We start from the raw sequence: 14,118 nt of genomic DNA, 5'->3' as shown, positions 1-14,118 counted from the left end.
CCGCGCCAGTGAAAATAAACGCCAGGAACTGCCCTCGGATCTGCGACGGTTTCGGCTGTGAGCGATTTACTCGCCACTGACGATGAAATCGGCATAGTCGCGGGTGTGTTCGCGGGCGAAGTGGGCGTCTTCGGCGGTCATCCATTGCTGCCACAGCGGTAGGGCGTCGGCGCCGTCGCGGGCCAGACCGCGGGCCAGTCTGGTCGGTCGCGGGGTTTCCACCCAGATTGCCAGGGACAGCCACGCGCGGATGGCGGTGCGGGCGGAGGACACGCCTTCCAGGATCAAGACACCGCCGGGTGTGATGTCATGCCATTCCGCCAACTCGCGCGAACCCCAGTCGTAGCGTTGATATCTCGCCGGTCTCCCCTCGGCGAGAGGCTCGAGAACTTGAATCTCGAGCCGGGGCCACCAGTCGAATTGATTGTCCCAGGAGGCGAAAGCGTCGGTCGGCAAAACGCGGCCACCACACGCATCCGAAATGCGTTTCGCCAGAGTCGACTTGCCCGCCCCCGCGGGCCCGTCCACCGCCACGAGGCGTGTCGTCCCCAGCCGTGGGATGCTCGCACGCACCCGGGCCGCGATCTCTTCGACCACCACCCCCGCACTCTACGACCCACACCTACTCCCCCGCCGCCGACAACACCTACCGGTCGGCAGACAACCCACAGCCGCACCCTTTCTGTGCAGACGCACCCCCTGCGGACGGTCGCAGGGGGTGCGTCTGCACAGAAGGGGTGCGTTTGTTCGGAGCTAGGCTTGGTCGAACTTGCCCTGCTGGATACCTGCGGTGAAGGCATCCCATTCGGTCGGGGTGAACACCAGCGCGGGGGCGGTGGGGTTCTTGGAGTCACGGACGCCGACGCTGCCCTCGGCCAAGTGCGCGACCTCCACACATTCCTTTGTCGAGCTGCTACGGCTGGACTTGAACCACTTCGCCCCGGACAGGTCGTTGGTCACTCCCCGTACTCCTTCGCTAGGGCCAGGATCATTCGCCTGGAATCGCTTTCGCCCAACGCTACACGCCCAAGCTCCCTCAGAGCATCCTGATAACGCTGGACCTCCTCCTCTCGTTCCAGGTACAGATCGCCCGCATATTCCTCGACGTAGACGATCGGTGGCTGAACGAGCTTCGTCTGCTGGAGGAGCGGAAACTCCATCAGAAAGAAGGATCCGACCAACGCCCCGAGGTGGCTGCGGGCCTTGAAGGGGACGACCCGGACCGAGACGTTCGGCAGGGTACCGACATCGGCAAGGAAGCCGAGCTGGCCCTTCATCACTCCGGGCCCACCTACCTCTTCCCGCAACGCCGCCTCCGACAGCAAGATGTTGGCGGTGAAGCTCGGATCTTCGAGGCGCTTCTGCCGCCGCGTGGACCACTCGATCCGCTTCTCGATCTGCTCGGTCGGCAGGTTCGGCGACTCGGTCCAGGCGATCGCACGCCTGTAATCGGGTGTTTGCAGCAGCCCCGGTATGACCATCACTTTCCAGGCCGTCAGCTTGATGGCCGCTTCTTCGAGTGCAAGGAAATGGTCGAAGCCTCCGGTGATCTGGTCGGCGTACGCACGCCACCAGCCTCCTCCTTTTTTCGCCGCGTCCCGAACCTCTTGGGCGAGGGCCAGAATGACCCTCCGCTCTTCCTGCGTCGCGCCATACGCATCGCACAGCGCATTCATGAACAGATCGTTCGCGAGCCTGGTCGACTGTCCTTCCTCCAACCGTCCGATCCCCTGCGGCGACACTCCGATGATCCGAGCGGCCCCCGCCTGCTTGATCTTTGCCCTCTCGCGCATCATCTGCAGCTTTCGCCCGAGAGCCCGGCGTGCGAGAGTAGAACCTTCTGCGCCCATATTGTTAGCCTCGCTAGTGGTTGAGTGGATAATTGGAAGCCTCCGCAGCGGAAGCCCCCATAACGCAGCGTTCCGCACACGAATTCCGGTACTTTTGAACGGTTTTCCCCTTCCGAAGCCCCTCGGCTCCGACCTTTTCCGAGTACAGCTATCGCCAAGTGCCTTATGCCGCACCACAATCCAAACCCCAACCACCGGTATAGCAGACCCACCGAAATCACGGAGGCATTACAGCTCCATATCGCATGTCCAATTTCTACCGGACTTCCGAGGTCCCGAGAAAGGAATTCGACGGATGACCCATCGATCCGAATACGGGATCGACAATCTGTCTTGCTCAATCCAAGTTGAACAACTCAGGTTGTCGTTCTAGCCTGGAGATATGGCCGAACGCACCCGCCCCTCCGCATCCGCCACCCAAGCCGCCCGTGAGCTGCGGGTACTGGTCGGCCGGTTACGACGCCGGTTTCTGGAGGCGGCGGGCGGGCAGGAGGTGACGCCGTCGCAGTTGTCGGTGCTCGGCCGGCTGGCGAAGGGGTCGATGACGGCCAGTGAAATCGCTGCGGCCGAGCGAGTTCGGCCGCAGGCCGCGGCGACCTGGCTGGCGGCGCTGGAGGAGCAGGGGCTGATCGAGCGGCGTCCCGATCCGCACGACCGGCGGCGGCAGCAGGTGTCGCTGAGCAGGCGCGGGCGCGCATTCTTCGAGGGACGCACGCGCGCGAAGGACGAGTGGCTGGCCACCGCCCTGCAGGAGAGGTTCACCGAGGCCGAGCGCCGAGTCGTGCTCGAGGCGCTGGCCCTGCTGGAACGATTGGGGGACGCATGATTTCGACGGTTCCGCAGGCAGCGGAGCGTTTCGATCGGCGGTTGATCGCGCCGATGATCCTCGGCTCGATCCTCAACCCGGTCAACTCATCGATCATCGCGGTGTCACTGGTGCCGATCGGGGTGGCGTTCGGGGCGCCGCCGTCGGAAACCGCCTGGCTGGTGTCGGCGCTGTATCTGGCCACCGCCATCGGGCAGCCGGTCGTGGGGCGGCTGGTCGACCTGCACGGGCCGCGGCGACTGTATCTGGCCGGGGCGGTGCTGACCGGAATCGCCGGTGTGCTCGGGGTATTCGCGCCCGCACTGTGGGTGCTCGTGGTCGCGCGGGTGATTCTCGGGTTCGGCACCTGCGCCGGATATCCGGCGTCGATGTATCTGATCCGCAGCGAATCCGAACGCACCGGGCACGACAGTCCGGCGAGTGTTCTGACGGCGCTGGCGATCGCCAACCAGACGATCGCCGTGATCGGTCCGACCCTGGGCGGTTTGCTGATTCACGCGGGGGGCTGGCGCACCACCTTCGCCGTCAACATCCCGCTCGCTCTCGCCTGCCTCGTCGTAGGTGCTCGCCGGATGCCGAAAACTCCTGCACCGCAACCCGGGTCGCTGAAGGCCCTGGATCTCCCCGGCATCACACTGTTCACGGCGATGCTGGTATCGATGCTGTTGTTCTTGATGAAACCGCAAGTGGCGCATTGGTATCTGGTGCTCATCACCGTGGTGTCGGCAACTCTGCTGGTGCTGCGCGAATTACGAGTCTCCCAGCCGTTTCTCGACGCGCGGGTACTCGGCGGCAACCTCCCGCTGCTGGCCACCTATCTGCGCATGCTGTTGACCGCCCTGGTCGGGTACTGCTTCCTGTACGGCTTCACCCAGTGGATGGAGGACGATCGCGGCCTGAATCCGACCGTCGCCGGACTCGTTCTGCTCCCCATGTCCTTGACCGCGATCGCGGTTGCGGCAATCACCGGACGCCGCAAGGAGATTCGCGGCAAACTCGTTGTCGGCGGCATCGCCCAGCTCAGCGCCTCGGCACTGCTGCTCACCGTGCACTCCGCGGCCGCGATCTGGCTGCTGCTCGCCGCCACCCTGATCATGGGCATCCCGCAGGGCCTGAACAATCTCGCCAACCAGAACGCCGTCTACTACCAGGCCGATCCCGACCGCATCGGTTCCTCGGCCGGTCTGCTGCGCACCTTCATGTATATGGGCGCCATCGGCTCCGCCGCCGCCAGCGGCACCTTCCTGACCCACGGCTCGGGCGTCCTCGGCCTCCACCACCTGGCCCTGTTCATGCTCGCCGCCGCCGCTCTGTTCCTGGTCCTGGCCCTTGCCGACCGGTCCCTGAGCCGGGTGCGCGCTCGGCAGGCCTGACCCGACCCGCACTCCCTAACACTACGGTTGACTCCAAATGTGATGCTATCGAACCAGTTTCGTCGAAATGCAACTCTCCTGTGATGTCTCGGCATTCGAAATCCCGTAAATTCCCATATGGGAGAACAGGCTTTCGCGACAGCAAGTCTGGGAGGGGTCTCGAGGAGACCGATGACTACCACGGGGGATTGCCGATGACGACGTTACAGGCTGATCTGGATCACCTGAGCGCGATGTCCAAATCACTACACGCACTGAGCGGGGAGGCGGCCGGGCTGAACGCAGTCCACGGGGTGCCGCCGTCGATGCTGTTGCCCGCCCCGATCTTTGCGACGCTGCCCTCGGTCGCCGAGGCGAGCAAGATGGCGACCGGTGTGCAAAACAGCTTGATTCCGACGGTGTCGGGGCGGCTGCGGGAGATCGGGGAACTCATGCATGCCATCACGGTCGAGTTCCGGAAGGTCGAGGATGCCAATGCGACGATGCTGGCGGCAGCGTACCTGAAGGGCTCGGGCGCCTGGGGGCGCCGGTGAGACCGACCAGAAGTCAACTCGAAAGCTACGACGCTCAGCCCCTGCTGGATATCGCCACCGGGTTCAAACGTCTCGGCCCGCAAGTCGAAAACCTGTTCAAGCGCTACGTCACCACCATCAGCGCGCCCGATTGGAAAGGGCTGGCCTCCGAGGCCGCGCATGCCCGTGCCGTCGGCGACCGCAAGACGGCATACGAGATGGTCGATCGCTTGGAGAAGGCAGCGAGTCGACTCGAGCAGGGCTACTGGGACGTCAGCACGCCGTTGAAGTCCGCGCGGAATCTCATCACCTCCGCCGAGGCGGCCGGTTTCAGCGTCTGGCAGAACCTGTTCGTCAATGTCGGGCCGGGTCAGCAGTGGACTCCCGAAGTGGAATCGGCCCGGGCTCGATGGGAGCAGCGGATCCTGCGGGCCGTCGACACCTTGGTAGCCGAGGACACGCGTCTTCAGCAGGATCTGTCGTCGCTGGCCGCGTCGATGAAGGCCGAGTTCGAGGCGATCGGCCGCAGCCAGACCACGCGCGAGGAAACCCGCTTCACCGATGCGGAACGGTTCATTTTCGAAGAAATGAAGCGCAACCTGGACTCCGACACCGTCAAAACGATCCGAGAAATGCTGCGCCAATCGGAATGGTGGGAGTTCGGTCGCGATAAAGGCGCCGGGAGTAGATACCTGACGGCTCTCGCCATGTGGGCCGAGAAGGTCGCGACCGGCCGGGACTGGGATCACAAGGGGGACCTGCGAGAGCTTTTCGGCCTGAAGAGCGAAGGCACCCCGAAAGGGGCACCCGGCGACGACCGCTACTTCCAGCAGCCGGGGACCAATCGCCGAGTGCTTTTCGACATCTATTCGAACATGCATTACGGATATGTCGGCCGCGCCGCGGGAATCGACTCCGAGACGCTGATCAAGGCAGCCTCGATCGGTGAGAAGGGCACCGGCAAAGACGATGCGGGAGACCAGATCACGATGAGGGCCGGGATGGAGCTCTATGAGAAGTACGGCTCCGGCATGACCGAGGAGCAGTTCCGCCAGGCCGCTCGCGCGACCGTCGACAAGCTGGTCACTGCCAAGGTCGAAGGCCACGAGATACCGCAGATCGCGTATAAGTGATTCCAGCGGCCGGAAGCCGCACGAACATGTACAGACCGGAAAACAGGAGCACGGTGAGCGGGAGCAGCGGCAGGTAGGACACCCAGATCGGACCCTGCAGCGCCAAGTCGACGACGGTGACGAGCACGGTCGAGACAAGGACAATGGCCGACCAGCGGTGCAGCTGCCGGACCGGGGTGGCCGCGGCACGTGGGCTGCGCGTCCCGCGGACATACGGCAACACGAGCAGGTAGAGACCGGAGAACAGAAGCAAGGCGAGTGGGGCCAGCGGTACGTAGGACACCCAGGCCGGGCCCCGCAGCGCCAAGGCGACGATGGTGACGATGACGGTCGCGGCAAAGACGATGCCCAGCGATCGGTGCGCCTGCCGAACCCGTTTGTTCCAGTTCATCGAGTCCTCCTCCGACTACGAGCAAGCCGTGCCCGGCGGTCTGCCGGGTGAATGCCGGTAGCGAAGACGCTAGCCACGAGGGGGTGGCGAGAGCTTCTCGATTCCTGATCGTTCTGGTCAGGTGAGGTCGGCGATGCCTTCGGCGTAGGTGACGATCGGCTTGTAGCCGAGCTCGCGGCGGGCCTTGCCGATGTCGTAACGCCGGGGCAGCGACAAGAATTCGACCTCGAACGGGGTGATCGGCGGGCGTCCCGGCAGCGGCAGTGCCGACCACAGCCACTCGCTCATACGTGCCACCGGGTACAGCACGCGGGACGGTACCGAACGCCGCGGCATGGGTGCGCCCTGGGCGCCCAGGACACCGGCCAGGAACTCGCGGACCGGCATCGGTTCCCCGTTGGTGACGAAATAGATTGCGTCCGGCGTTCCTTCGGTCAGCGCGGCGCTGACCGCGGCGGCGACATTGTCGACATGGACGTGTTCGAAAACGGCCGCACCGTGATCGACCAGCGGTAGCTTGCCCGCTCGGGCCCGATCGGCGAAGTCGGCCACCTGCGCCGACCCCCTCCCCCAGATGAAGGTCGGGCGCAGCACGATCGTCTCGATGGCACCTCGATGCTCTCGAATCGCCTGCTCCGCTTCGAGTTTGGCGCGCCCGTAGCCCGAACTGGGGTGCGCCGGAGCCGGCTGGGCCTCGGTGATGTCCAGCAGCGGCCGCCCGTCCTGCAGGACCGACTCACTGCTGATGTAGACGAAGCGCCGGACATGGTGAGCCTCGGCCGCCGCGAGCAGATCGCGTGTCGCCACGACGATGGCCTTCTCGTACTCGCGCCAGGGTGCCCAGGCCGTCACCAACCCTCCGAGGTGAGCGACCGCATCGATGCCCGACAGCCGGTCCTGCCACTGCGCCACATCGGTCAGGTCGCCGGTGACGACGGTGGCGCCCGCCACCTCGCGCCCGCCGCCGCGGACCAGGGCCACCACCTCGTGCCCCTCACCGACCAGCCGCTGTACCACGCGACGACCCAAGAACCCGGTTGCCCCGGTAACGAAGACCTTCATGAGTCCTCCTCGTAGTGGGTTTGTCGACCTGGTCCCGATCCTACGCCTGTAAGTGGAACGGTCGACATAGTAAGGTGGGTCACGTGCCACGTCCACCGTCCGATTCCCGGCGACGCCTGCTGGCCGCCACCCGTGAACTACTGCAGCGACAGGGCTATCAGGCCACCGCGATGAGCGAGATCGTCGCCGCCAGCGGCGCCCCGCGCGGATCCCTGTACTACCTGTTCCCGGGCGGAAAGGAGGAGCTGGCGGTCGCCGCGATCACCGAGTCGGCCGCGGAGTTCACCGACCTGATCCGGGAGACGGCGGCGCACTCCGATGGTGTCCGCGCGTTCTGTGAACTACTGGCCGATCGCCTGCGCGAAGGGCTGGTGCGCACCGATTACCTCGGCGGCAGCCCGGTGAGCGCGGTGACACTGGATTCGACACCCCGCTCCCCCGCACTGACCATCGCCTGCCGCGACACCTACCGGCAGTGGCGCACCGCCCTGGAGGCCGCGCTCGTACAGTACGGCGCCCCGCCCGACCGAGCCGCCCGCCTGGCCACGCTCATGCTGTCGGCGGTGGAGGGCGCTCTGATGATCGCGCGCGCCGAAGGCTCGACCCAGCCCCTGGACGACATCCGCGCGGACCTGGTCGACCTCGCCGTCGCGGCGACCGAGATGTCGGCACGAACATCCCGAAATGCCGACGAGCGAACCTAGTTTCACGATCTCGGCCACCGGTTCGACGCCCTCCGAAACTGTCGTACCCCAGCGAGATAATGGCGCTGTCTGACAGGAGGCTCGGCCATGAGCAATGAGCACGAACCGGATATCCAGGCATGGCTCGCCGGACTCGGCGAAAAGCAGCGGGACGAAGCCGAGGCGCTGGTGGCCCTGGTCAACACTGCGGATCCTCGGATTCAGCAAGCCGTGAAGTGGGGCCGGATCACCTTTACCGTCGAAAATCGCTGGCACGACTGGCTGTGCGGGATCTCGGCCGCCAAAACGGGAGTGCGGCTGGTCTTTCACAAAGGCGTGCTCCTGGACGATCCCGATGGCCTTCTCACCGGCTCGGCGCGCTACGTCCGTGAGATTCCGGCACAGCGGGCCATCGGCCACCCCGACGCCATCAGGGCCCTGATCCACAGCGCACTCACCCATCAAACCGACATGCTCGACCGGCCCTAGCTCCGATCGCGAAGGGTTCCGAAGGGCCTGAATTCTGCCCGCTGAGATCCACATCACGGACGGCCAGGACGGGAATCGCGGGCAGACAAGGGCTGTTGCCCTACTTCAGCGATCAGCTTGTTCGCCCAGAGTTCGGACCGTCGTGTCGAAGGAGCGTGTGCGTGATGCCGCAAGGCTCGGTCGGTGGATCCTCGTCGATCCGCCTCGATGAGTTGTTCACCGAGTTCGACCTGTCATCGTTGCGATTGCGAAACAGGTTCGCGATGGCCCCGATGACCAGAATGCAGTCACCGGACGGGATTCCGAACGAAGAGAACGTCGAGTACTACCGCGCTCGTGCCGCCGGCGGGGTAGGACTGATCATCACCGAGGGAACGTACGTCCGCGGCCCGGCGGCCGGTCCCAGCGCGAATGTGCCGCGCTTCTACGGCGACGCCGGCGCGGCCGGCTGGCGGGCGGTGGTCGACGCGGTGCACGCCGAAGGCGCCGCCATTGTTCCGCAGCTCTGGCATACCGGTGTGGAGCGTGGTGACAACCCCGAGTTCGAGCCGCAGTCGCAGACGGTGAGCCCGTCGGGTGTCGATTACGCCGGACGTCGGGTGGGCCGGGCGCTGGGTGCCGATGATCTGGACGCCCTCGTCGGCTCCTTCGTCGAGTCGGCGGTGCTGGCCAAACAGCTCGGCTTCGACGGTGTCGAACTGCACGGGGCGCACGGATATCTGCTCGACGAGTTCTTCTGGGCCGCGACCAACCGCCGCGCGGACGACTATGGCGGATCACTGCGTCGCCGTGCGGCCTTCCCCGCCCGTGTGGTGGCCGCCGTCCGCGAGGCGGTCGGCCCCGATTTCGCGATCATCTATCGCTATTCGCAATGGAAGGGCGTCGATTACAACGCCAGGATCGCCGACACCCCCGCCGAGCTCGAGGAGCTGCTGACACCGCTCGTCACGGCCGGTGTGGATGTCTTCCACACCTCCGTGCGGCGACACTGGCTGCCCGAATTCACCGAGCACGCAGACGATTTGAGCCTGGCCGGATGGACGAAGAAGATCACCGGCCTGCCGGTGATCACGGTCGGCTCCGTCGGAGTCGACAGCGTCTTCCGCGGCGATCGGATCGACGAGACCCAGGCCCAGCGATTCCGCGTGCTGGAAGAGCAATTCGAACGCGGCGAGTTCGACGTCGTCGCCGTCGGCCGGGCCTTGCTGGCAGATCCGCAGTGGGTCGACAAGATTCGCGAGGGACGGCTCTCGGAGATCACTCCGTTCAGATAGCGCTCACGTAACCGGGCAAATGCGGCGAAGTGACCGTACTATCGGCCGCTGTGAGAAAGATCATCGCCGCTGCCGCGGTTGTGTTTTCGGCTGTAGTCGCCGCGTCCTCGTGTTCGTCCACGCAGCCGAACCAGGCGGCGGACCCGTCTGCCGACGGCCCACCGTATCCGGAGTTCCTGTCGGCAGAGGACAAAGAGGCGATCGCCTACCGCGACACCCTGCGACCGCTGGATCCGTGCGGCTATCTCGACGACGCGGCGGTACGCCGGATCGGGACACCGATCTACATGGGCGCGGAAACCATTCTCAGCTGGTGCACCGTGCGTTTCGCATCCCCGAGCGCGGTGCCGGGTGTCGGCTCGATCAGCGTCGCCATGATGCGATCGGGATTGGGGGACGCGACACACCAGGTTGGGGACGTCGAGGTATGGACCATCCCCTCCTCCGAACCGGGAAGGTTCTGTCGGGCGGGTGTCCCCGTCGACGGCCGCCGGGACATCGTCTTGGGCGTGTATGCCGATCCCGACTCCGAGGCAGGCGGATCGACAGGTGATCTGTGCGCGACGGCGCTGGACCTCGCCACAGCCACTGTCCCGCACCGTTCCGAGCGCCCGCTGCGGGCGAGTTCTCAACGTGCCCATATGAACTCACGCCTGGCGACCCTCGACCCGTGCGCCGTCCTCGGCACCGTCGGCAAAGGGCACCATCCGACTCTGCGGGCGCACGAAGTCGACCCCTACGTGGACCCATGGAAATGTGAATTCCTGCTCGACAGCGGCGATGTCACCACCGCCCAGACCATCCGCTACATGTTCGAGCTCGACGCCACGCACATGAAGGCGAAGGGCACGCGGAAGGAGACCACGATCGGCGGGCTCCGCGCCACCGAGGACCCCACCCCCGGCGATCCCTGGCCTGCCGGCACCTGCGAGATCAAGCTCTCGACCGCTCCGCAGCCACCCGTCTTCGAACCCGGCACCCCCACCGGCCCCGCGGACGCCGGGTACTCCGAGATCATCTCGATCCGAACCCACAACGGCTGCACCACCGCCCGCACCACCGCCGAAGAACTCGCACGGCTCTACCACCAACTCCCACACTGACATGTCCCCGACGCGACCGCACCTCGACACCACCCGAGCTCCGGCTCGGAAACCTGAAGTACTCCGGAGTCCTCCAACCCGGCCGCAAGGTTGCGGCCGGGCAGGCTTCGGTGGGCGGTTGGGTTGACGGCCAGGCGCGGCGGCCTGGCCGAGTGGACATCCGGTAATGCCGATTGAGGAAGTTGGTGTGGGCCAAGTTCGAGGTTTGGCTACGCGGTACGGACCGCGGTGGGGCGGGCGTGGGTCAGAGGGAGCCGTCGACCGTTATGCCCACACGGTTCCGAGGGCGTGGTTGACCGGTTACGGGTTCTCCGGTACTGGCACCCCAGTTGAATTCGGACAGAACCGCGCGTACGTGCAGAGTTTCCGCGTCGCGTAGTCCTCCACGAGCGCCTGCAATGTCCAGCTACATGGCTACTCTCTGGCAAAGTGCAGTCTATTAAAGAACCGCACACCTTCAGGGTCTTATGGTCAGAGACCGGCATGGCTATAGTTTCAGCAATGACACAGCAAACACAGGTCACGAGGAGCGCCATCCGCCTTGGCCTCGTCGCTTCGATCGCAATCGGCGTTGTGGCCGCAACCGCCTCTCCCGCGGCTGCCGCTGGAGTGGAGTTCCCTCCGGTCTATACCGTTGGGAACGGTCAACTCGGCTGCGTCGGGACCGTCACCGCTACCGTGCGACCGGGCCCGGACGAGTATGTTCCGGCGAACGAGGCGCGGGTTTACCTCCGCGGTACCTTCTACGGGCCCGAGGCGCCGTCGGGTTCGCCGCTGTGCTTTATCGGAGGCATCGTCCGCTGGCACAACCTGGATACCGGCACATCCGGGGACTCGATTCCTGCCATCGTGTCGAGCGTCGTCGGCAGGCCCAGCACCGACGATGCCTCAGTGACAATCAACACCGGCTCCGGCCGGATCAGGGCCACCCTGACGACCAACGCCATTCACATTCCGACAACCGTCGAATTCACGGTGCCGTAGTGCGACAGTGATCCGCGCGGTCCTACCCGTCCACGGTGCGATACCAGCCAGTCTCGTTGCCGCTGGTCGTGCTGAGCGAACCGGCCATCGGCACCTCGCCGGCAGCCGAGTTCATTCTGAGGGAGCGGGTGTCCAGGCAATCAATCACATGCCTGGGTGGTAGCTCCGCTCGACATGGCCGTTGAGGTCGTCGGGGTAGAAATAGACGGGCCGGAGGTTGCCGCTTGCGTAGCGTTCGACTTGGTCTATGAAGTGCGGCGAGTCGGAATGGCCGCTCGCACCCCCCTCCCGCACCGCCATGGCACGCAGCCTCGGCCCGAACTCCACGACCGCCACGAAGGTGTTGCCGCTGGTGCCGTAAAAGCGCTTCGTTGTGCCACCGGTCGGTACCGGCTGGCGCCTGGCCGCAAACGAGGCGAGGGACCCCCACGTCCCAGAGACGAAAGGCACCGGGGTGCTCGGCTTCGCATCGTCGAACGTCTGGTCGATCGCGTCGTCGAGGCGCTGAAAGCGGTTGATCTCGCCCCAGGGCACTTGCCAGCTGCCGAAATCGTGCGTGAGCCGCTCCACCGCCGCCTCGAGCGATGCGAGTCGCTGCTCATCGGTGTCGTGCGGCCCTGCGGCCCAGAATATGGCCAGCGAAGTCGCAGTCGAATCCGCACCCCAGCGATAGTCCCAGCCGCGTAGCAGGCCGATCGGGTCGGCGAGCTTCGCCTTTTGCGGGTTGCCCTCGGGCAGTTTGTCCCACGCCTCGACCAGCTGCGGCACGAGCCCGCTCACCGGCTCCCTATTCCCCGCATCAGGGGCGAAGGCGGGGATGTGGGAATCGAAGGCGATGTCGCGCAGCGTCTGTGGGGTGAAGACGTTCCGCGCGGTCAGTAACCCGACGGCATGTGGCCCGCGTGCGGTCTCGCCCGCCTGGTCGAAATACCGCGGATAATCGGTGGCTTTGGGGCTGTCCGGGCCCGCGCAAGTCCAGGGCCAGTTGTTCGAGTTGAACACCCAGCCATTCCGCGGATTCACCGCCTGCGGCATGTCTTCGAGACTGTGCAGCCCTTGCCAGTCGGTCGCCGGATCGCTGCCGTCGACGGGCTGCGTATAGTCGAAGCGATCGTCGCGGATCGGCATGAACTGCGGCATCAGGAAGGCGACGTCCCCCTTCGAGTCCGCGAATATCGTGTTGTTCGAGCTGTTGGCCTTGAATTCTGCCACCCGGATGTATTCCGCGTAGTCCCGAACCTTGGTGCGCAGAAAGCTTTGCTGCAGCGCCTCCACGGGTTTGTTCATCAGCGCGAACGCGATCCACTTGCCCCCCGCCGTGCCCACGATCGGGCCGTGATGCGTGGCGAAGGTGGTGAAGCTGCGATGGGCCCGTCCGCCGTCCGCCGTGCGATACGTCAACGTAATCGTCTTCGTCGTCACCGGCCGCAGCTCGGCGCCATACCGGTAGGAAAGGCTGCCATCCGCCGCCGTCACGATCGTCTCGGCGAACTCATCGACGTTATCGGCGCCGGTCGATGTGTGCATCCAGCCCACGTTCGCGTTGAAGCCCTGATAGAGGAAGAACTGCCCCCAGGTGGCTGCGCCGTAGGCGTTGAGTCCTTCGCCGCTCGTCACATGCTGTTCCGAGCGGAAGTAGAAGGTGGTGTGCGGGTTGATCAGCAGCAGCGCATTGCCGTCCTGCGTGTGGCTCGGCGCAATCGCGATACCGTTAGAGCCCGTGGGCTCGCGGAGCGGCAGCCCGGGCTCCGCGTCGGTTGGCGCCACCGCTTGGTTGCCGTAGAAGGTCTGGAGCCGGGTGAGCGACACCCGCGTGATGTCGCCGCCGATGCTGCCTTCGGTGAAGCTCAGCGCCATCCACGGCTCAAACCGCGTGATCACGAGTGGATGCACCTCGGGGTGCGTCGCGAGATAATAGTTCAGCCCGTCCGCCCACGCCTCCATCAGCTTGCGTAACCAGGCCGGGCTACTCGGATAGAGATCGCTCTTCAGGACCTCGGGGTCGACGAACAGCCGCTGGCGCAGGTCCTGCCAGATCGCGCTCTCGCCCTCGGCCTCGGCGAGCCGGCCAAGGTTGGTCAGATAGTTGGTTTCGATCCGGTTGAAGTCGTCCTCGGCCTGGGCATAGATCATCCCGAACACCGCATTGGCATCGGTCCTGCCATCGACATGCGCGATCCCCCAGTCATCGCGGGTGATCGTCACGTGCGCCGCTTGCATAAGCCAGCGGGCGAGATCGGGCGGGGTTCGCGCGGGAGCGGCGGTCGCGTGGGCGGAGGGCAGGCTCGCCACGACGGCGGCGCCTGCTGCTCCGCCCAGGAACTGGCGTCGGCTCAGCCCTTCGTTCTGTGCGTGGTTCATGAGGTGGTCCACTGATCGGTTGTCCGGCAACAATATCCGGCTCGGCTACCCCAAACGCCCGTAACCAGCAACCGAAT

Annotated in this window: 15 protein-coding genes; 9 read left to right on the top strand and 6 right to left on the bottom strand. The window is 65.4% G+C overall.

Features of this window, described 5'->3' with window-relative positions; translation table 11 throughout:
• Window positions 1-66 precede the first annotated feature (66 nt).
• The 3 genes from IU452_RS27000 to IU452_RS26990 form a co-directional block, all read right to left on the bottom strand.
• Window positions 67-600 (bottom strand): uridine kinase family protein, encoded by a 534-nt coding sequence (locus tag IU452_RS27000; protein ID WP_195111980.1) that lies wholly within the window; start codon window positions 598-600, stop codon window positions 67-69.
• A gap of 153 nt (window positions 601-753) precedes the next feature.
• Complete coding sequence (locus IU452_RS26995) at window positions 754-960, bottom strand: DUF397 domain-containing protein (protein ID WP_195111979.1); 207 nt, start codon at window positions 958-960, stop codon at window positions 754-756.
• On the bottom strand, window positions 957-1,850 hold the full coding sequence (locus tag IU452_RS26990) for a helix-turn-helix domain-containing protein (protein ID WP_195111978.1): 894 nt from the start codon (window positions 1,848-1,850) through the stop codon (window positions 957-959). The genes IU452_RS26995 and IU452_RS26990 overlap by 4 nt, the downstream gene beginning before the upstream one ends.
• 382 nt (window positions 1,851-2,232) lie before the next feature.
• On the opposite strand from IU452_RS26990, the gene IU452_RS26985 reads away from it, so the two are divergent.
• From IU452_RS26985 to IU452_RS39295, 4 genes are all read left to right on the top strand, one after another.
• On the top strand, window positions 2,233-2,676 hold the full coding sequence (locus IU452_RS26985; RefSeq protein ID WP_195111977.1) for a MarR family transcriptional regulator: 444 nt from the start codon (window positions 2,233-2,235) through the stop codon (window positions 2,674-2,676).
• Window positions 2,673-4,049 (top strand): MFS transporter, encoded by a 1,377-nt coding sequence (locus IU452_RS26980; RefSeq protein WP_195111976.1) that lies wholly within the window; start codon window positions 2,673-2,675, stop codon window positions 4,047-4,049. Before IU452_RS26985 ends, IU452_RS26980 begins: the two co-directional genes overlap by 4 nt.
• 188 nt (window positions 4,050-4,237) lie before the next feature.
• Window positions 4,238-4,582 (top strand): hypothetical protein, encoded by a 345-nt coding sequence (locus IU452_RS26975; RefSeq protein WP_195111975.1) that lies wholly within the window; start codon window positions 4,238-4,240, stop codon window positions 4,580-4,582.
• The gene (locus IU452_RS39295; protein ID WP_195111974.1) at window positions 4,579-5,694 is read left to right on the top strand and encodes a polymorphic toxin type 44 domain-containing protein; all 1,116 of its coding nucleotides are present in this window, start codon (window positions 4,579-4,581) and stop codon (window positions 5,692-5,694) included. Before IU452_RS26975 ends, IU452_RS39295 begins: the two co-directional genes overlap by 4 nt.
• On the opposite strand, the gene IU452_RS38445 is transcribed toward IU452_RS39295, so the two are convergent.
• Together IU452_RS38445 and IU452_RS26955 are read right to left on the bottom strand one after the other, a co-directional pair.
• On the bottom strand, window positions 5,645-6,085 hold the full coding sequence (locus IU452_RS38445; RefSeq protein ID WP_228818785.1) for a hypothetical protein: 441 nt from the start codon (window positions 6,083-6,085) through the stop codon (window positions 5,645-5,647). The two genes, IU452_RS39295 and IU452_RS38445, sit on opposite strands and share 50 nt — an antisense overlap.
• A 117-nt stretch (window positions 6,086-6,202) precedes the next feature.
• On the bottom strand, window positions 6,203-7,147 hold the full coding sequence (locus IU452_RS26955; protein WP_195111973.1) for an NAD-dependent epimerase/dehydratase family protein: 945 nt from the start codon (window positions 7,145-7,147) through the stop codon (window positions 6,203-6,205).
• A gap of 83 nt (window positions 7,148-7,230) precedes the next feature.
• Between IU452_RS26955 and IU452_RS26950 the strand changes: the two genes are divergently transcribed.
• From IU452_RS26950 to IU452_RS26930, 5 genes are all read left to right on the top strand, one after another.
• Window positions 7,231-7,851 (top strand): TetR/AcrR family transcriptional regulator, encoded by a 621-nt coding sequence (locus tag IU452_RS26950; RefSeq protein ID WP_195111972.1) that lies wholly within the window; start codon window positions 7,231-7,233, stop codon window positions 7,849-7,851.
• An 87-nt stretch (window positions 7,852-7,938) separates the two neighbouring features.
• Window positions 7,939-8,319, top strand: a complete 381-nt coding sequence (locus IU452_RS26945; RefSeq protein ID WP_195111971.1) for a DUF1801 domain-containing protein — start codon at window positions 7,939-7,941, stop codon at window positions 8,317-8,319.
• Between the two features lie 164 nt (window positions 8,320-8,483).
• The gene (locus IU452_RS26940; protein ID WP_195111970.1) at window positions 8,484-9,593 is read left to right on the top strand and encodes an NADH:flavin oxidoreductase; all 1,110 of its coding nucleotides are present in this window, start codon (window positions 8,484-8,486) and stop codon (window positions 9,591-9,593) included.
• A 50-nt stretch (window positions 9,594-9,643) separates the two neighbouring features.
• A complete protein-coding gene (locus IU452_RS26935; protein WP_195111969.1) occupies window positions 9,644-10,696 on the top strand; it encodes a hypothetical protein in 1,053 nt (350 codons plus the stop codon).
• A gap of 501 nt (window positions 10,697-11,197) precedes the next feature.
• On the top strand, window positions 11,198-11,680 hold the full coding sequence (locus IU452_RS26930; protein WP_195111968.1) for a hypothetical protein: 483 nt from the start codon (window positions 11,198-11,200) through the stop codon (window positions 11,678-11,680).
• 144 nt (window positions 11,681-11,824) lie between these two features.
• Here IU452_RS26930 and IU452_RS26925 read toward each other — a convergent pair whose 3' ends face one another.
• Window positions 11,825-14,041 carry a penicillin acylase family protein gene (locus IU452_RS26925; protein WP_195111967.1) on the bottom strand — a complete coding sequence of 739 codons (2,217 nt, stop codon included), beginning with the start codon at window positions 14,039-14,041 and terminating at the stop codon, window positions 11,825-11,827.
• Between the last annotated feature and the right edge of the window lie 77 nt (window positions 14,042-14,118).

Origin of the sequence: Nocardia transvalensis (genome assembly GCF_015477765.1) — a bacterium.
Lineage (GTDB): Bacteria > Actinomycetota > Actinomycetes > Mycobacteriales > Mycobacteriaceae > Nocardia > Nocardia transvalensis_A.
The sequence above is the reverse complement of the archived record's forward strand: the minus strand, read 5'-3'. Positions and strand labels throughout refer to the sequence as shown.